The following is an 18,804-nucleotide window of genomic DNA, read 5'->3' on the forward strand; positions in this document are numbered from 1 at the left end:
GCGACCGCCACACCGCCGCCAACTCCCGCACCTTATCCTCATTAACAGGCGGCGGCTCATCCCCCGTAAGCCAAAGGGACAGCTGGCGCTCAAACTCACTGAACATGATCGCCATAACCGCCCCTTTTTAGCTTACCTAACCCCTAACTCGGCACTCGCGCCAACTACACCGACTGCTCACCAACCGGAACCGGCCCTGGAATATCCTGAGGATGCAGCACACACAAATCATCCAACGTCGGGTTCACCAAACCCCGCGTCCGGCGAGCATGCCGCGCAATCGCCACATCCAGAACCTGGCGAGCATAACGACCATTACCGAAAGAACTCCCCCGCTGCACCGCCGCGAAATGCGCCCGCAACGCCGCCACGGACGGCCCAGTGCATTCGTAACCGGACTCGGCGGCGTGCTGGTTGAAGATGGTGACCAACTCGTCGGCGGTGTAGTCGGCGAAGCGCACCCGGTGCGAGAACCGCGAGGACAGACCGGGGTTGGCGGCGATGAACCCGCCCATCTCCTGCTCATATCCGGCGGCGATCACCACGACCTCGTCACGGTGGTCTTCCATCAACTTGACCAGCGTGTCGATCGCCTCCCGGCCGAAGTCCGGCCCACTGCCGCGGCTGCCACCGGAGGAGAGCGTGTACGCCTCGTCGATGAACAGCACGCCGCCGCGGGCACGGTCGAACGCCTCGGTGGTCCGGCGCGCGGTGTGGCCGACGTACTCGCCGACCATGTCCGCCCGGGCGACCTCGATGACCTGCCCCTGCGCCAGCACGCCCATCGCGGACAGCAGCGATCCGTACAGCCGGGCAACGGTGGTCTTACCCGTGCCCGGAGGCCCGGCGAAGACCAGGTGCCTGCTCACCGGCGGCGACGGCAGACCGGCGGCCTCCCGCTGCCGCGCGGACGCCAGCAGGTCGACCATCGCCGCGACCTCGGCCTTCACCTCGGCCAGCCCGACCAGGCTGCGCAGGGTGCCGAGCAGTTGCTCGACCCGTTCCTCGTCGATCTTGCCCGCGCCGGCCCCCACGGCGGCCCCCGGCAGCGGCCCAAGATCCTCCGGCAGCAGCCGGGTCAGCTGGGCGGCGGTCACCGACCGGTCGTCGCCGAGCCGGTAGGCCTGCCGTCCGACCATCTCCTCGAACACCTTGCGCGCGGTGCGGCCGTTGCCGAAGGAGCTGTCGCGCGGCAACGCCGTGAAGTACCCGTGCAGCGCGGAACGGGTCTCGAATTCCAGCTGGTAGTGGTGGTTCTGGCACATCCCTTCGACGATGGTGACCAGTTCGGACGAGGAGTAGTCGGCGAAGTCGATGGTGCGTGAGAACCGGGAGGACAAGCCCGCGTTCGCGGCCAGGAACTGCCGCATGTCGTTGGTGTACCCGGCGACGATCACCACCACGTCGTCACGGTGGTCTTCCATCAGCTTGACCAGCGTGTCGATCGCCTCCCGGCCGAAGTCCGGGCCACCGCCGCCACCGCCCTGGGACAGGGTGTAGGCCTCGTCGATGAACAGCACACCGCCGAGGGCCTTCTCGAAGACCTCCGCGGTCTTGAGCGCCGTGCCGCCGACCACGGCAGCCACCAGGTCAGGCCGGGCGCATTCGACCAGCTGCCCCTTCCGGAGCACACCAAGGGCAGCCAGGATGCGACCGTAGAACCGCGCGACCGTCGTCTTGCCGGTACCGGGGGAGCCGGTGAACACCAAGTGCTGCGACATCGGCGGCGACGGCAGACCGGCCGCGGCGCGGCGCTCGGCCATCTGGTGCAACCGGACCAGCGTCTCCACCTCGCGCTTCACGCCATCCAGACCGACCAGGTCGTCCAGTTCGGCCAGCAGCTTGTCGAGTTCGTCGGCGTGGCGGGGTTCTCCGGTGTCCTGCGGCTCGTCTGAATCAACGGCCCTACCGGACTCCTCTTGGACCACCGGCAAGCGCGACTCGCCCGGCTCGCCGCTGTCGTCGAAGATGACGCTGGATCCTTCGAACCGGGTGTCCTGGTCGCCGTTGCCATCGATGCGGCACCGCCGGATCTCCACCGGCTCGTCGCTGAACACCGCGACACCGTCACGAACGTTGTCGCGGACGGTGCAGGAAATCATCCCGCCGCCGGACTGCCCGTGCCATTCCGCGCCGGAGCCGCACTCGCGGAGGATGCCACCGTCCACGGCGAGCGTGGACTCGCCGCGGGCGGACAACGCCGGGCCCGTCGTCCGCGTCACCTGACAATCCGACACCGTGGCTTCGGCCTGGCCGTCCGCGACGACCCCGCCTGCCGCGCCACCGGTGATGTCGCAGCCGGTGAGCTTCACGACGCCGTCGGCGCTTGCCGACACCGCGTCGTGCCCGGCGTCGGTGAAGGTGCAGGCCGACAGGTGGGCCGTCGATCCGTCCAACACCTGCACCGAATGCCCGCCCGCCTTGGCGATCCCCACCCGCTCCAGCTCGACCGTGGCGTTCTGCATCGCCACCACGGCCTGCGCGTCGACGTCGCTGATCCGGCAGTCGCGCAGCACGGGCATCGATTCGGCCGCCGCGAGCAGCACCACACCCCGCACATTGGAAATGTCGGAGTCGTTCATCTTCAGCTGGCTGTGCTGTTCAACGACGATCGCGTTATCGGCGATCTTGTCGATCCGGCAGCGTTGCAGCGTGCTCCGGCCGTGGTCGGCCACCAGCAGTGCGCTGTTGGCATCGGTCACCACGCAGTCCACCAACGTCGCCGTGCCGCCGGTACGAGATACCACGGCCGTACTCGAGACGGACGCGAGCGTGCATACGTTCAGCTCGGCGCGGGCGTTGTCGTACACCAGCAGGCCCGCGCCGCCCGGGTTGCGCAGCTCGCATTCACGGGCCTTCAGCTCCGTGCGGCTCCGCGCCGCGACGGCGACCTCGGATTCGGCGGCCAGCACACACTCGTCGAGCTCAAGGACTCCGGCCCGCAGATCCACCGCGATCTCCCCGTCGCGGTGCGCCAACTCGATGCCGGAAACCGCCGCGTGCTCGACATCGAGCCGCAGCACCGGATCGCCGGATGCCTCCACCCGCACCTGGCCGGGTGCTCCCGCACCGGAGATGGTGATGTCGCGATCCAGCACGATCGATTCCGCGTAGGTGCCGGGCCGCACCGAGATGACGTCGCCGTCCTTCGCCGCGGCGATCGCGTCGGTGATGGTGCGAAAGCACTCCGGCTCACTGGGCGAAACTCCCAGCATCGACCGCGTGCCGGTCATTCTGCTCGCCATAGCGGGCCCTCCTCGTTCTCCGGGTTCAGCATCGAGCACACGCGGTAGCGGTCCAGTGGGGTCATGCGGCTTGCTCGCCCGCTGGCCAACGCATGCGCGGCGAGCGCGGCGTCCGGCGCCAGCAGATGCCGGTCGAGGTAGTAGCGGGAGGCGTCCGACCACACCCACGCGCCGTCGGAGCGCAGGCTGGCGGGCACCGCACCGGCCGACCCGGAGACCAGGTCGGTCATCCGCAGGTCGGTCTCCAGCACGATCTCGCCGCTGCCGAGGAAGTCCAGCAGCCGTTGCCGCTCGGTGGAGTCGACCACGAGCTCGTGCGTGGAATCGAACCACGGACCCTCGTCGCCGGACGCTCCGTCGAACGTCCGCGCGATCTTCACCTCCGCCGGCGGTTCGCGAGTCCAGAGCAGGACTGCCGAGCGCAGCGCGGTTTTGTGGTAGACGGGCAGGTCGGTGCCCGCCGCGAACACCTCGACGCGCGGATCGCGCTGGGCGTCGGCGACCCGTTGAACGGCCAGGGTGACGGCCGGCAGATTCACACCGTCGTCGGCCTGCACCAGGTAGACGCGGTCGACGCCGTCGCGCATCGTCGCCCAGCATGCTGCCGTGCCGTGCGCGGCCCGCGCCGCCGCCACGACGGCGCGGTCAGGCCCGTCCCAGGCCCCATCGGCATCCGGCGCGAACCGGTACCGCACCACGGGACGTCCTTCGAGCTGCGGCAGAAGCGCGCCGACCAGCTCGTTGAGCCGTTGCCGGTCGCCGCCGGCCAGCACCTCGCGGGCAACGGCCAGCCAGCCGTCCGGTGCGCGGCCTGCCAGCTCAAGGAGGCGTTCGTGCGGATCCAGATCGACGGCGAGCCGCGGCGATTCGTACTCGTCGGCCAGGTCGTCCATGCGGCGGAACATCCTTCCGGCTATGCGGCGTGCAACGGGCCGTACCACCGGTCCGACACCGTCTTGTCCAGCTCGGCGTCGGCGCGTTCCTTGGCCGCGGCACGGAGCCGGGCAAGGATCTCCTCGCCGTCGCTACCGTCCTCGGCGAACAGGATCCGGCGGACCGAGCCGCCCTCCACGCCCAGCACCTTGAGCCGAGTCTGACCTGGCAGCACCACATCGCCGGAGATGTCGAGCTCGTCCGCACCGACGCTGCGTACCAGGCCGTCAAGACGACGGGCGGTGGAGACCCAGATCAGCGCCTCCGTCCCGCCCACCGACTGTGGCTGCGCCACCGGAGCCGCCACCACCGGCTCGCGCAACCGCACCACCGCGCCCGGCGCCAGCACCGTGTCGTCGGGGATGCCCCGCACGACCACGGCACGCACTGTGGGAAGGCGGCGCAGGCCGCTGGTCAGGCACACGTGGAAATCGGTGTCGTAATCGCCGCCCGGCTCCTCACCGAACACCCGCACCACGGCCAGCTCCGCCAGCATCGCGGCCTCCTCGCCCCGGCCGGCCCGCAGTCCCGGACGTTCGGACAGCAGCTTGGTGACCGCGCGGGTGGCCACGTCGTACTTCGAGCCGAGGCTGGTGCGGACGTTCTTTCGCTGCTCGGGGGTGCTGCGTGCGTCCGCGGGTACCTCGAGCGGTTCTCGCCGCGGTTGGCGCTGCACCTGCTCCTCGACCGGCTCCTCGACCGCCGCCTGAGCTGGCTCCTCGACCGGCTCCTGAGCTTCGGCCGGCTCCTGGGCTGGGGTCGGCGAGACCTTGGCTTCGGGTTCAGGTGGCGCGGCGACCGTCGCGGCCTGTGCGGCTGGCGGGTCGGCGGGTGGTGTGTCCCGTGGCGCCCGTCCGGCCTTGGCGACCAGCGGCGGGAGCGATGCAGGCGGGTCAGCGGGCGGTTGCGGGCGCCGCGGCTCGGCCGCGGTCTCGGTCCGCTGTGGCAGGTCCACTGTGGTCATCGGCCTGTCACTCGGCGGCTCCGACGGAGCCCTGACCCCGCGGTGGGCCGGTTCTGGTGGGAGAAGAACCGACCCACCGGCGGGGATCTGGCCCGTTGTTGGCGGGCCAGACTCGACCGGCGGGGGAGTACCGGCCGAGGTCTTCGGGAGTACCGCAGGCTCCTGGCGGGACGAGTTGGTGGCTTCGGCCACTCCCGGGGTCGCCGGAAGCTGCTGCGGCGGGCGTGCCGCTTCCGGGGTCGCCGGAAGCTGCTGCGGCGGGCGTGCCGCTTCCGGGGTCACCGGAAGCTGCTGCGGCGGCGTGGTCGCCGACACCGTGGCGGGCGCGACCGGCGTGGCGGGCTTGCCGGGCTCCGCAGGCACCGGGGCGCCGATCACACCGGGTGCTGCCGGGGGCCGGAAGTCCCTGACCGAACTGGCGACGATCGGCTCGGCGGGCAGCATCCGGCCGTCCGCCGTCACCACGATTCCCGCCACCAGCCGCTTATCGCGCGGCGCCTCGCGTACGGGGGGCGCAGCCACAGCGGGCGCCTGGGGCGCCTGCGCGGGCTCGCCGCGCTCCGCGCCCGGTGCCGCACCGAGCCGGCTGACCGCCTCGGCGGCGTGCTGGGATGCGGGAACGACCCGCAGGCGCTCCCGCGCATCCTCCGGCAGGCCGTGGATCAGACCGTCCAGCGCCGACAGCACCTCTGCGGGCACCGCGGAGTCAGCAGCCAGCACCAGGTCAGCGTGCGGTCCTGGCTCGGCCAGCCACTCCGGGCGCGGGGCCTGCGAGTCCGGGCGCACCAGCAGCCCGCGCGCCACGACGTCGACCCGCCACCCATCGGCCAGCCGATACGAACCAGGGGCAGCCAACGGCATCGCAGGGCCTGGCGCGACCCAACGGTCCAGCACCGGCCCACGCCCGGGTAGATACACACTTTCCACCGCGAACGGGCGCCACAACGGACGGCCCGATTCGTCAAGAAGCACCGGGCGCCCTTCAAGGGGAACACCGTGCGCCGCGCGCACCGGCACGCCAAGTTCGTCAGCCACGGCACTGGCCACACCCCGGCCGCCGTACTCCGCCAGCACCGCGCGCTCACGTACCTCGTCTGGCAGCGTGCGCAACACAGCGGCCACAGCCGCCGGTGACGGAGCTTGCTCGCCGGGAGCGCCGATGACGACGTACATCCGATCGGGGTCCGGTGGTCGCGTGGACAGCTGGTCGTCGGGCCGCTCCGGGCTCCCCGGACCGCGAACCCACAGCCCGAGCGGAATCTGCGTGACGCCCTCCGGCAACGGCATGGCCAGCGGGCGTTGCCATTCCGGATTCGGCAGCCGTGGCCCGAGCGGGACACCCGGCCGCCCCGAACGGTAGGCGACCCACCCAGGGCCGGAGCCGGGCACGAACAGGCTCCCGTCCGCCAGGGTGCGCGGGACGCCGGCCGGCACGACGACCTCGACGCCGAGCCACTCCGACAATGTCCGTCCCGGCAATGGCGAGCCGTCCTCGGCCACCGACGACAGGCTCGGCGCGAGGATTCGCAAGTTGCGTGTGGTCGCCCCGGCGATGTCCGCCACCACCCACGGATCGAGCTGCGCCACCGCAGCCAGCGCCGACGCGCCGACCACCACCGTGGTGCGGCCGCGTTCCTGCGGCAGTGCCTCAGCGAGAGCGACAGCTTCGTCGTCAGTCTTCGAACGGCTGACCACGAGAGCGTGCCGAACCCGCTCGACCTCGATCGGCGCGTCCACCGTGCCTCCCTTCACCGTCATGGACACGGCCACACACAGCGCTAGGGTTCATCGCACCGCGAACCCGCTGCTGGCTTTGCCCGAATGAACCCCCGACCGGCTTCCCAACGTGCTGGTAGCGCGGTGTCGATTGCAGCGCTACCGCCCGTCACGTACTTAGAAGGAGTTCTTCATGGCCGACAAGATCACGGTCGATCTGCACCCGATCTTCCGCAGCGACCGCGACATCGATCAGGCGGTGCGCAATGTGATCTTCCGGGCCGCACGCGAGCGGATCCCGATGGCCGAGATCATCGTCGGCAAAGGGAAGGCAACGCTGCAGAACCGGGTCGTGAAGATGCTAGGTGCGGCGCATCTCAAGCGCCTTTACCGTTCCGTAGAGGTCGATCCGAACAACGACGGCCGGGTGCTGGTGCACTTCTGACGCCGGCGCGGTTGCGGTGCAGAGATCAGGACTGGGGCCCGCTCCACCCAGTCGCACTGGCCTGCTGACCTTCGACATCGGCGACATCGGCGACCGCGCCGGCACCGCCTGGACCACCCCAGTCCGGTTGCGTCGCCGACCCGCCCGGGAACACGAGGTCAGACAGCGGTTCGACACTCTTCATCAGGGGTGTGCTCACTTCACCCACTCCGCAGGCGCCCGCGCCAGCGCAGTCTGGCCGGGACGAATCCGGACTCGACACCGACGGGCGCAAAGTTGGCAGACCATCGACCGGGTCCGACTCCATGCGATACCCAGCGACGACCTCGATCCCTCCGTCGACCGGTTTGATGTCGACCTGACCGATGACGCCGTTGACGCCAATGTCCCGGCGCACGTGCTCGACGAAGTTACGCACGTGCCGCACATGCTCGCTGCCGTTGGCGCGTTCCCACTCCCGGATCAACTGCTCATCCTGAGCTTTCCGCTGCTCCATCCGCTCGAACTCGCTCACGGAGTCCCTCCAACTGCCTTCTCGGTGCGCGGTCCTGTTGGCCAGCACACGTATGCCGAGCGGCATCCGGTTCAATCAATCCCGGGCTGGGACAGAACGAAAGTGCCCTTCACGCAACGCCGCCCCGCAGCGCCCCGGGGAGGTTCACGGTGCGGCGGCCTCCCGGTGCTGCCCAATCGGGCGATCAGGAGAAGGTGTTGGAGGCCTGATGGAAGTCCAGGCGGGACAGTCCCGCGGTGGCGCAGTCGGCGTTGGTGGTGACGACGCCCTCGACGATGGTAACGGTGTCGCCCTGCAGGGTGCCGCGGGTGATAGTGGCGCTGCCGCCCAGGGTCTGGGGCTTGGCGGGGTCGGTCTGGAGGGTGATCTCGTCGTCGCTGGTGGTGCCGTCGGACCAGGTAAGGCTTCCGGTGCCGGTGAGGGTGAACAGCAGGTTGCAGATGCCGCCACCATCGACGACGCCGCTCACCGTGGCGGTGCCGTTCACCGCCTCGTCGTACCAGTCCAGCTCGGGGTGGCTGCCGTTGGGCGAGTGACATGGCGTGGGGTTGTTGGTGGAGACATGGGCGGTGACGGTCGAGGTAACACCGGACTGCAGCGGCGGCTGGAACACCACATAGCCATTGGAGTCCGGGCAGAACAGGTCACCGGGGGCGGCCTGGGCGGGGGCCGGGCTCACCACGACGGCCGTGGCCGCCAGAGCCAAGACGGCCGTCAGGGCGGCACCACGGTGACGGGAACGGCTGTGGATGGATGTCATGCGGGCCTCCGTGCCCTCGCGGATGCGGCGCTACCGCCGCGATCCAAAGAGGAGGAGGTTGACAGCGCCAGCACGGTGTTGTCAATGATCCTTTCCGCCGCGCCAAGGGAACGCGGCCAGCGGCAGCGGTGGGGCCGTGAGTGTTTTGGGGTGCCATACCGCCCCAAAACACTCACGGCTTTACACGCGGGCGACAGCGGAAAACCTATGCGGCGTAGGCGATTGCGTCGAATTCGTGGTTGGTGATGCCGTCCTGGAACGCCAGCAGTTCGGCTTCGGTGAACACCAGCTCCACGGCAGCCCAGCCGCGCCGGCGGAACACGTGCATGCCGTCCGCGTCGCGGCGGGTGATCTCCAGGCACAGCCCCTCGGTCCGGCCTTCCCGAGCACCGGCTAAGAAGGCATCGAACTCCTCGGCGGTGAACACCAATCGGTGATCATCCGGCGCGCCGAACACCGTCTTGTCGTCACGCAGCTCGACCCAACCATCCCGGCGGGCCACCCGTACGCACGACTGATCGGGCTGGCTGCGGGTGGCCTTGCGGAACTCACCTTCAGCAAATAACGGCGGAGTGGTGCTCATGCGGGCTCCTTGATACTTGGATTTATTCCTTGAACTCGCGTGCGACCTGCGCAAGGAACTTACGGGTCTGGGCAAAGCTCAGAGCGGCAGCACTCAGTCGCGCCCAAGCAGTGTCGTGCGCAGCGAGCGCCTTCTTGTCATCGATGTATCGAATCTCGCCCACCCTTCGACATACGCCAGTTCCAGCGGTCCAGCCTGGCCCGGCGAAGGAACACGAAGCAGCACAAAGTGGTTACCGATCGGCGACTTCCGCCCAGGAGCGGACTCGTAGGGCATCACCTGGATCATGACGTTCTCCCGGTTCGAGAGCTTGATCATGTGGTCAAGCTGCTCGCGCATGACGTCACGCCCGCCACCCCACATCCGACGCAAGCAGGACTCGGAAAGCACGAACTGCAAAGACGGCGGCTCGGACTTGTCGAGGATGTCTTGTCGGGCAAGACGGGCGTTCACACGCTCGTCGAGCGTCAAGCCCTCGACCTCAGGCAGATCCGCATACATGGCCCGTACGTACGCTGCGCACTGCAGCAGTCCAGGGATGACTTCGACCTGGGACCAGCGAATCTGATCCGCGTGTTTCTCAAGATCGACCAGCAGCCGCACGTCCTCGCCGTAGGCGCGGTTGTGCCCTGCACTCCAGAAGCCCCGCTTGTGGTTGTCGCGCCGCATTTCGCGCAACGCTTCCTGGTAGCCCTCGTCTGTGAAGCCGAGCTTTGACGCCAACAGCATCAAGTCACCAGGCGCGATGGCGCCGGTGCCGCCGATGAGCGCGTTGATCCGGCTCTGGCTCGTCTCGATCAACTTGGCAGCTTCAGTCTGCGAGACGCCCGCAGTATCGATCATGTGCGCGATCTCGCGTCCGAGCAGCAACTTCTTTGCCGTACGGATGGTTGCCATCGTGGCTGCCTCTCAGTAGACGTGCGGGCCTGCGTGAGCTGCCTCCCTTCGCAACGAAGGGTATCGCCCAAGCCCACCCGATCAGGCGGCTAGTCAAAGGTTGATTATCTACTTATGGTTGCCTCATGTCGGAATCCAGCATGAGGTTACCCGCGACTGACGCCGAAGACTATCGCCGATTGGAGAAACGCCCGTTGTCAGCCCCGACCACCCCGATCGACCTTCAGCACCTCTGAGACCTGCCCGGGCCGTCCGTGCCCCCTCCCGACGGGACGGACCGGGCATATGAGGCGGGCGGCGCTGCGTCGAGACCGAGCGGTGCCCCCGACACCGCGCGCCCTCTCGGGCTCCGCGCGCCGCCCGCCACCCCTACAACCCTCGAACACTGGAGTTCTCATGCCTCAGCCCCAGGCGCGGCAGCGCTACTTCTGGTTGCCAGTGCCGGACGAGTCCAGCGCCTACGGCCTCGTGCGGCACGCTTTCGCCGGCACCCGCCTGGACGCCGGCACAGCCGACGAAGCGTTCTGCGGCAACACCTTCGCCCTGGCCACGCCGTCCGAAATGGACTGGATTCACGCCCGGACATGCCCAGACTGCAACGCGCTGCTCAAAGAAATGAAGGGCTGGCCGCGGTGACCTCTCCCATGCGGTGGCCCGACGGCACCCCAGTCGACCCCGAACCCGACGACGCCCCGACCACCGACAACCACGTCTGGCGGTTCACCGAGCCGCCCGTCTGGGCCCGAATCGACCACGAGCTCAAAGACCGAATCATCCAGCGCCTTCGCGCGCTCTAAAAACCCGGCCCGATGCCGCGACCTCCCCTACTCGCGGCGGCATCGAGCCGCGCGGCCGGGCGGAGTGGACGTCCCCCCCGACACACCGTCCGGCCGCTCGCTGTTCCGTCAGCACGAATCCGCGTACGCGGTCCTACCTAATACTGCAACGGCAGTGGAATCGCCAGGCCCGCTGGCGGATCGAGGAGTGTTTCCACCAGGCCAAGAACGAGGCCGGGCTCGATCCTTGGTGCGTCCCCGTCACTCTCGCGCCCCGCAGGGGGGCGACCAACAGAAGGTTCCCGTTCGCGCAACAAAAGGTTCCCGTTCGCACCCGGAGGATCTTATACTCCCGCCGTGGACGTACTCGGCTACTTGGCACGACTTGGTCTCGAACGTGAACCGCCGAGCCTGGCGGCGTTGCAGAGGTTGCAGGCGGCACACGTCGAACGGGTGCCGTATGAGATGCTGGATCTCCAGTTCGGACAGCCGCCCTCGCTGGATCCGTCGGCCTCGACAGCGCGAATACTGCAGGGCCGCGGTGGCGGCTGCTACCACCTCAATGGCGCCTTCTCCGCGCTGCTGCGCGAGCTCGGTTACCAGGTCACCCGCCATCTTGGCGGAGTGCAGCACAGCACGGAGGATCCGCCGAAAATCAGCCGGAATCACCTGGCGCTGACCATCACCGGCCTGCCGGAAGACCCGGAAGCGGCGTGGCTGGTGGACGTCGGGTTGGGAGACGGCTTCCATTTGCCGCTACAGCTGCGCGAAGGTTCGTATGACCAGGGCCGTTACACCTACCGGATCCGGCCGTCCGAGGTGGCACCGGGCGGCTGGCGGTTCGACCACGACCCGGCGGGTGCCTTTGTCGGTTTCGACGTTGCGCCCGGCGTCGCGAAGATGGCCGACTTCGCGGAAAAGTGGGTGTGGCTGTCGACAGCGCCGGAGTCGGGTTTTGTCCGCCTCTGCATGCTGATGCGCCGCGACGCGACAGGCGTCGACACTCTCAAGGCTTTGACCTTGAACCGCCACGGTGCCGAAGAAATACTCGAATCCCCCGAAGCATGGTGGACGGCGGCAGGTGACGTGTTCGGGATCCAGAGGACGCTGTTCACCGGCGATGAGCGCGATCGACTGTGGCAGCGGCTCGTCGAGCAGCACGAGGGCCACGCGAGCGACGAAGTGATCAACGCCTAGTACCCGACGGTCAGGCACCAGTTCACGTCCTGGTGCAGCGGTTCCGGCACCGACTGCGGTCTTACGGGTGGTGGCCGGAGCCGCCTTCGTGGTCCTGGCCCACTGCGCTGTCCGACGCGGTCACCTCGGCCCGGGCCGAGGTGATCCCTCCCATGCGGTGGCCCGACGGCACCCAGTCGACCCCGAACCCGACGACACCCCAACCACCGACAACCACGCCTGGCGATTCACCGAGCCGCCCTTCTGGGCCCGAATCGACCACGAGCTCAAAGACCGAATCATCCAACGCCTTCGACGCCGCAATGAATTCCGGCAGGTCAACATGATCGGTGATGCGTGTGGCGGGTTTCGGTGGACCCCAGTCGAGTCTGCCCCCTAGTCCTTGCACCGGGGGCGGCCATCGAGCTCGGTTAGCGCCGCGTCGGCGATGACGCGATCTGCGCCGAATGCGAGCGAATCGCTTGACGTGGCCAGGTGGCTTCGACTGCGCACACCACAGGCGATTTGACCGGATTCGAAGCGTGCTTCGGGCCGAGTACTCACAGCACCGGAGAAGCGTCTCAGTTTCCGCGATAACCCTCATTATAGAAGAACCCTACCAGGGAAATACCGGAAAGGGAATTCGGATCTTCCCTATACTCATACCACCCAACAATATCCTCGCCTCGAATGTGAAGATAAACAACTTCTCGCTCCCACGGAACCCAATAATACTTGTTCTGCGCTTTCAGGGTTTCCGCCACCGAGATCCCAGTAACCGGCGGGTCAATCATGTAGCGGTAGAGAGCGTTCTTGTGATGATAATTCGGATCTTCGGTTGTCGACACGTATTGGTCGCGGGAGGCCGCATAGGTGTGATCGTGGATGGTCGTAATCCTGTCGTTACCGCCGATAAAGCCATTCGTCGTGACGTCGGCGGGCGCCCGGTTCGTAGACTTGAACACATGTTCGCGTGAGACCTCCACGATACTGCTCCAGTCGCTTTCCGCGACCCATGCAAAGTCGACTCCCGACGGCTTGGAGCTCCCTGCTCCGGCGTGGATGCGCAGGCTGTTGCCTTGCGTGCCAAGCTTTTCCGCCAGCGTCCGGGAGAACTCGGTGGCCCGGGCACGGTTTTCGGGGCTGCGGCCGGGGTGCTGAGCAGCGACGAGTGCCACCACATCCGCCAAGGACACGCGAGCATAGTTGCGAGCCAACTTGATGACATCGTGCGTGTGCCGCACAACCATGTCGGCCGCCGCAACATCGCCGGGTTCCGCCACCTCCTTGGCACGCTCGACCTCCGCGCGCCACTCCGCCCGCAACTTCGCGATACCGCCCGAGCCCGACGGTCCGGCACCGAACGGCCGGTTAGGGTCGTCCTCCGTCACCGGCTCGTCGCCCGGCCCGCCGCCCACTCGCGCACCGGAATTCCCGGCGTCACCGGGCTTCTCCAGTGGGCTGACGTACTCGCCGCCGGCGTCGACCGGGTCCGCCACAAGCGTGGACACCGGAATACCGGCCGCCTCGATCACGCCGGCGTGGCCGAAGTCCGCCGGCGACGCCACTACCCCGGTCCGGGGGTCCACGATCGTCAGCTCATCGCCGTCGAAACGCACGACGTATGCGCGTGGCAGCACCAGCCCAGGCGGCCCCTTCCGACGATGGGAACCGACCTCGGCCTCCGGACGGGGTTCCTCGATCGCGTGCACCAACATGATCGCGAACGGGCCCGGCCGCCCCGGATCGCCGTGTTTGGCGATCATCATCCGCTGGCGCACCTCGCGCACCCCGACGTCGCCGATCCCGAACTGCTCCAGCGCGTGCCCTGCGATGACATCCGACGGATTCCGGCTGTGCTTCTCGTACGCCTTGAGCGCTTCGACGAGTCCCTCGGCCTTGACCGACCGCAGACCCCCGAACTGAGACGCCGTGGCCGGTGCGTCGGTGATTTGCCTGTACCTCGGCTCCGCCGGGGCGACGATCACCTGGTTGCCCCGGGCGTCGACGGTGACCTCGTAGAGCTTCAAGAGTCCGGGCAGATCGTCATGCGGCATTTCCTCGCGGGTGACCGGATTCTGGATCCTCATCCAGGACTCGGAGCGGCTCTGCCGGATCTCCTTGATCTCCCAACGCACGGAGTTCTCGTCGCTCACCGACACAGAGCGGACCGCATGCCTCCACACCTCCTGCCGAACCGTGACCCCGTCCTTCTGCCGGTTCTCGAATTCCTTGCGGGGAGCCGTTTCCAGGTTCTCGACCCTGAGCTTGTCCCCGTTCGCGGGATCGACGATGTACACCTGATCGCCCTTTTCGTCTCGACCCAGGTTGAGCAGAACCCGGACACGCCCCCTGGAGGACGCGCCATACCCGAGCATGACGGAGAACGTGCCTGCACCAGCGCCACGCACTCGCGCGATGATCGCGGCCAGCCCTTCGATGCCGGAATCCGTCTGTGGCGAGAAAGTGACGAATGACTTGGCGTCATCGCCGTGGAAGTTCCTCTGCAACTCGAGGGCGCCGCGGATGCCCTGATAGACGGCCGGGGTGACGCCAGGCCCGCCTTCATTCGAATTCAGCGCGACCATGAGCTCCGACTGCTCATCGAGGCGCTGGTCATCCGGCAACTGCGGGAACCGTCGCTCCTCCTCCGTTCTCGGCGCGACCGGGGGCTCCTCCTTCCACTGCTCGCTCAGGTCACGGACCGGGAAGGCGTCCGGCTGGTTCTGCAGCCACGTGTCGAACCTTTCGCTCTCGGCCCGCGGAGTCGAGTCGTCAAGCTCGATCCGCACCTGCCGCCGCAGGAGGTTCGCCGACGACTCCGGCATCGCCCGCAACTCGTCCTCTCCGTGCGACACCACCGTCACTGGGAGATCCCGTGGGTCCGGGGCCCCCGACAGCGGTATGCCGCTCGCGAGATACAGCTTGCGCACGGAGCCCACCGCATCGACGATCATTGCGACGACCTGTTCCGCCTTGGTCTGTCCACTGTGGGGGTCGCGCTCGCTCGCGTCCCCGTAGACATGCAGCACGATCCGTGGCAGATTCCGCCGCACAGCGGCGGGGACCGGCTCCACTCCGGAACTCGCACTCGATGCGTTTTTCGTGGAGTCGGCTCCGTCGCGCTCTCGATCGCCGGGGAACGCCTTGTCGATCCATGTCAGGCCAACGTTGGACGCGGTAACCACATCCCTGCCGGAGAGCGCGGTGCCACGACTGTCCTCGAACGTGACCGTCGTCGAGTCGTTGATCAGTCGCCCGTCCGCCTTGCTCGCCTTGAGATCGGCCGCGATCTTCTTCACCGTGGCACGGACGGCGGAACGGTCCCGGATGTCTCCGCGGTGGTGCCATATGACCGCCTTGGCAAATTGCTGCACATCCACCATGTCAACCAGCAGTCTCATGCTGGCTTCGGCGAGCACCATCCGCATTACCGAATGCCGGTCACCGCTGGTGGCGCTGACTTCCTCGGCCAGAGCCTTGACGTCCTCGACGGTCCAGACCTCCGGTGCCTCCGCCGGTTGCTCCGGCGGGTTGGCTCTGAAGTCCTCCTGGACCGAGATCCTCACCTGTTCGGTCGCCGGGTCGGCCTCGTGCGGCGGGACGATCCCCGCGAACCCCGGCTCGGTGACGATGGCGAGATCCTCGCCGGCCGGCAGATCCTCTGGTCGCGACTGCCCGGCGAGGTGCACGGCGCGCGCATAGTCGAACCCCGCACGCACCTGCTCGCCCACCGTGTTCGCGGCTTGCTCGGCAGCTCCCGCAGCGACGACCCGGTAGGTCCGCGTGCCCACGGTTCCGTCGCCAAGTACGTGCACCGTCTCACCGCGCCGCACATCCGCGTGCATCTTCTCGAACAGCTCGATCCCATACAGCCACGGCCTTGTGCCCGCTGCCGCAGCCGGGTCGCCGGCCTCGTTGTTGACCGGCACGTCCACCGGCTCCGGCAGGCTCGGCGACCGGTGCTTGACGACCTTCAGGTCGTGCGCGACATCCCACACGATCTCGTCGACCGGTTTGACCTGCGACGCGGCCTCCGCGTTGTAGCGGCGCTCGATCATTCCGGCCACCTGGCCGACGTCCATGCCCAAGCTGGCGATCCTGGCCAGGCTGATCTCGTTCAGGATTGCCTTCAGCGTCGGCTGATAGCCGAGCCGGACCTTGTCCCGCCTGCCCTCGCCGATCTCACGCACGAGCCGGCCGGGATCGGGCCGGTCGACAGGTGCCGGTTGCAGCCCGTCCAACTCGACGAGCCCGTCGGTGAGCCTGCTCTCGACGATCTCACCGAGCTTGAAGGTGTACTGGTCGCCGTCGGGCAATTCGGCCGGCAGCCCCGTCCGCCTGTCCATGATGTCCAGTCGGCGGCGGAGGGTTCGCCGCACCTCGATCAGATGGCTTTCGTTGGGCTTTTCGCTGTTCTTGATGAGAATCAGACCGGAATACCTGTCAGGCAGCTTGCGCAGTTGCTGCCAGAGCAGACTGGCCTTGTCGTAGGGCACGAATTCATCGATCTTGAACGCCTCTCTGACGTCCTGTTCCGTGAACTCCCGCTGCGTCGTCGGGCCGAAGGAGTACAACTCCCCCCGCTTGCGCGAGTTGTACGCCGCCGCCGTGGCCAGCACACAGGTGTAGAAGTAGTCCTCGTGGTGCCGCAACCCGCCCGCATGGTGCGCCAACCCCGCCACCTGCGACGCGAAACCGTCGTTGACAGCGACCCACCGAAGCGCCTCCTCCCGGCTGAACGCATCCCGGGTCACCACCGGCGGGTTCGGCAACTCCAGCAGATCGGTGACGATCTCCCGGACCAATTCGTCCGCATAGGACCGCGCCGCGTCCGACAGGGGCCGACCGGTCCACGACATCGCGATGGCGGCGATCCTCGCCACATCCGCACCCACCGGGCTATCGGCCCACTCACGGCCGCCAAGCGAACCCGGCGCCGCATCCCGCACCAACCCCACCGCACGCGACCACACACCCGCCTCGAACGGCCCCGTCCACTCGTTCACCTTCCGCACCACAAACTCAGCCGTCCACCCCTCCTCCGGCCGAAGCAATTCAATGTCGAATGCCTGCCTGCCAAGCCTCTCCGCCGGGGTAGGCAATCCCCGCGCCGGCTGGCTCGACGGTGGCACCACTGCCTGCGAGGCCTCATCCGTCCCCAGCTTGGCCACCCACGACTCCAGCCCGTCGCGCCACCGCGTGCGCTCGTTGTCGTCCGCGAAATGCAGGTCCTGTGCCGCTTCCCACCGCCGCCGCGCGGCCTCATCCCCCGGGTCCAGGCTCCGCGGATGCTCCTCGTCGTTCAGCCAGTCATTCCGCAATCCCGCCCGGTCCGGAGCCTTGTCCGGCTTCATGCCTTGCAGATCCAGCGCATCGGGCGAGGACTCCTTGACGCCATCCCCCGCATCGCGCGGTGCGTCGACAGCTACCGGCGGCTCTGGCTCGACGGCGTGCACATCCCCGACCAGCGCCCCGGCCTGCCCGGACGCCGGAGGGCCAACAGACAACGCCTGCGCCCACTGCTGCGCCGCTTCGCCCGCGGATTCCTCCGCACGCGACGGATCCACCTGATCCGCCACCACAAGCGCGACCTGCTCCAAGGTCAAGCCATTGTCCAACAGCTGCGCCGGATCGATGCCGTCTCCCACGGCCCGCCGCGCCGCCGCCAACTGCGTCGCGCGCTCCTGCCGGACGTCGGCAGGGAGGCCGTCCAGATCCGTGAACTTCCGGGCCACCTCGCTCAAACCGGACAAGACCTGGCCGACCGCCCGCCGAATCACCAGCTCGCGCACCACCCCGCCATCGCCGGCACCCATGTGTGCGGCCGCGACCGGATCCTCCATCGCCCATTTCACGTCCTGCGCGACCACGTTCGAGATCGCTCGCACAAACGCGTTCAGATCACGCGGCAACGTCGGAGGCAAGAACGACCACAGCTCCGCACGCCCCTTCCAGGCATGCGCGGCGATCACCTGGACGGCATCGGCCAAATTACGACGACCCAAGAACTTCCGGGTTTCGAGACCGCGCTTTGGCTCATCGAACCGCTCATACGCCGCCCGCACCGCATCCGCGAGAACCGCATCCTCCGGCTCGGACCGACGACGGTCCCCAGCCGCCAGTCGAGCCGCCATCCCCAAAACGAGATCCCGATCCCACCGCAACCGCGGCCCCGGCGTCTCCGGCCAACCAGACCACTCACCCGTGGCCTCTTCCGGCCCCGGCCCGCCGACACGAGGCCCGGACGGCCCCACCCCAGGATCGCCCTCAAGGCTGCGGATCGGGAAACCGCCGGTGACCGCACTACCGCCGGCGCCGCCACCGAACCCGGCCGTCTGTTCCCGAGCGGGAACCGTCATTTGCTGGCCGGCCGGTTCCCGCCCGGCGGCCAGACCGCTCACGATCTCGTCGACCACCGCGGGGAGCTGCTCTTCGCCCTGCTTGGTCCGATGCCACACGATCCGCGCCACAGCGTCGTACTCGTCCCTGGTGAGTTCCTCCGGCAACAGCCCGCCGATCAACGCCGGAAACAAAAAGCTGTCCACCGGCGGCAACCCGGACACGTCGTCCAACGCCGACAACACCCGCGCCGAGGTCCAGCCGGGCCCCGTCCAACGCTGCCCCGCCTCAGCCGATCCCCACACCTGTTCCTGCGTCTGTGACGGTGCCCCCGCGGCCGCCTGCTCAGCCACCAAACCAGTCAGGATCTTTTTGAACACCACCTCAGCGGCCTCGCCCCACCTAGCCCGAAGCCACACCACCCGCGCCACCCCGTCATAGACCGCCCCCGAC

The 18,804-nt window shown here is 68.0% G+C and carries 11 protein-coding genes and 1 pseudogene; 4 read left to right on the forward strand and 8 right to left on the reverse strand.

All coding sequences use genetic code 11. The features are described from left to right. Window positions 1-164: 164 nt before the first annotated feature. From E1288_RS43035 to E1288_RS47610, 3 genes are read right to left on the reverse strand one after another with little or no spacing between them, the layout of a single operon-like run. Entirely contained in the window at window positions 165-3,245 is a 3,081-nt protein-coding gene (locus tag E1288_RS43035) for an AAA family ATPase (protein ID WP_132494650.1), read from the reverse strand. Further along, on the reverse strand, window positions 3,230-4,138 hold the full coding sequence (locus E1288_RS43040; RefSeq protein ID WP_132494652.1) for a hypothetical protein: 909 nt from the start codon (window positions 4,136-4,138) through the stop codon (window positions 3,230-3,232). The genes E1288_RS43035 and E1288_RS43040 overlap by 16 nt, the downstream gene beginning before the upstream one ends. Before the next feature lie 20 nt (window positions 4,139-4,158). Then, window positions 4,159-6,879, reverse strand: coding sequence for a hypothetical protein (locus E1288_RS47610; protein WP_165968573.1), 2,721 nt, complete (start codon window positions 6,877-6,879; stop codon window positions 4,159-4,161). A 172-nt stretch (window positions 6,880-7,051) separates the two neighbouring features. Between E1288_RS47610 and E1288_RS43050 the strand changes: the two genes are divergently transcribed. Continuing rightward, a complete protein-coding gene (locus E1288_RS43050) occupies window positions 7,052-7,303 on the forward strand; it encodes a Smr/MutS family protein (protein WP_132494654.1) in 252 nt (83 codons plus the stop codon). Window positions 7,304-7,328: 25 nt separating this feature from the next. Here the strand turns inward: E1288_RS43050 and E1288_RS43055 are convergent, their stop codons facing one another. The 4 genes and pseudogenes from E1288_RS43055 to E1288_RS43070 all read right to left on the reverse strand — a co-directional run bounded on the left by E1288_RS43055 (window position 7,329) and on the right by E1288_RS43070 (window position 10,057). Then, the gene (locus tag E1288_RS43055) at window positions 7,329-7,817 is read right to left on the reverse strand and encodes a hypothetical protein (RefSeq protein WP_132494656.1); all 489 of its coding nucleotides are present in this window, start codon (window positions 7,815-7,817) and stop codon (window positions 7,329-7,331) included. 184 nt (window positions 7,818-8,001) lie between these two features. After that, window positions 8,002-8,577 carry a hypothetical protein gene (locus tag E1288_RS43060; RefSeq protein WP_132494658.1) on the reverse strand — a complete coding sequence of 192 codons (576 nt, stop codon included), beginning with the start codon at window positions 8,575-8,577 and terminating at the stop codon, window positions 8,002-8,004. A gap of 205 nt (window positions 8,578-8,782) precedes the next feature. Then, window positions 8,783-9,160 carry a DUF397 domain-containing protein gene (locus tag E1288_RS43065; RefSeq protein WP_132494660.1) on the reverse strand — a complete coding sequence of 126 codons (378 nt, stop codon included), beginning with the start codon at window positions 9,158-9,160 and terminating at the stop codon, window positions 8,783-8,785. Between the two features lie 22 nt (window positions 9,161-9,182). Then, a pseudogene (locus E1288_RS43070) lies at window positions 9,183-10,057 on the reverse strand (Scr1 family TA system antitoxin-like transcriptional regulator). A gap of 396 nt (window positions 10,058-10,453) precedes the next feature. On the opposite strand from E1288_RS43070, the gene E1288_RS43075 reads away from it, so the two are divergent. The 3 genes from E1288_RS43075 (at window position 10,454) to E1288_RS43080 (ending at window position 12,030) form a co-directional block, all read left to right on the forward strand. Continuing rightward, entirely contained in the window at window positions 10,454-10,693 is a 240-nt protein-coding gene (locus tag E1288_RS43075; protein ID WP_132494662.1) for a zinc finger protein, read from the forward strand. Between the two features lie 8 nt (window positions 10,694-10,701). After that, complete coding sequence (locus E1288_RS47615; RefSeq protein ID WP_165968574.1) at window positions 10,702-10,854, forward strand: hypothetical protein; 153 nt, start codon at window positions 10,702-10,704, stop codon at window positions 10,852-10,854. A gap of 336 nt (window positions 10,855-11,190) precedes the next feature. Further along, complete coding sequence (locus tag E1288_RS43080) at window positions 11,191-12,030, forward strand: arylamine N-acetyltransferase family protein (RefSeq protein WP_132494664.1); 840 nt, start codon at window positions 11,191-11,193, stop codon at window positions 12,028-12,030. A gap of 560 nt (window positions 12,031-12,590) precedes the next feature. Here the strand turns inward: E1288_RS43080 and E1288_RS43085 are convergent. After that, window positions 12,591-18,731, reverse strand: coding sequence for a hypothetical protein (locus E1288_RS43085; protein ID WP_132494666.1), 6,141 nt, complete (start codon window positions 18,729-18,731; stop codon window positions 12,591-12,593). Window positions 18,732-18,804 lie beyond the last annotated feature (73 nt).

The organism is Saccharopolyspora elongata (assembly GCF_004348985.1).
Lineage (GTDB): Bacteria > Actinomycetota > Actinomycetes > Mycobacteriales > Pseudonocardiaceae > Saccharopolyspora > Saccharopolyspora elongata.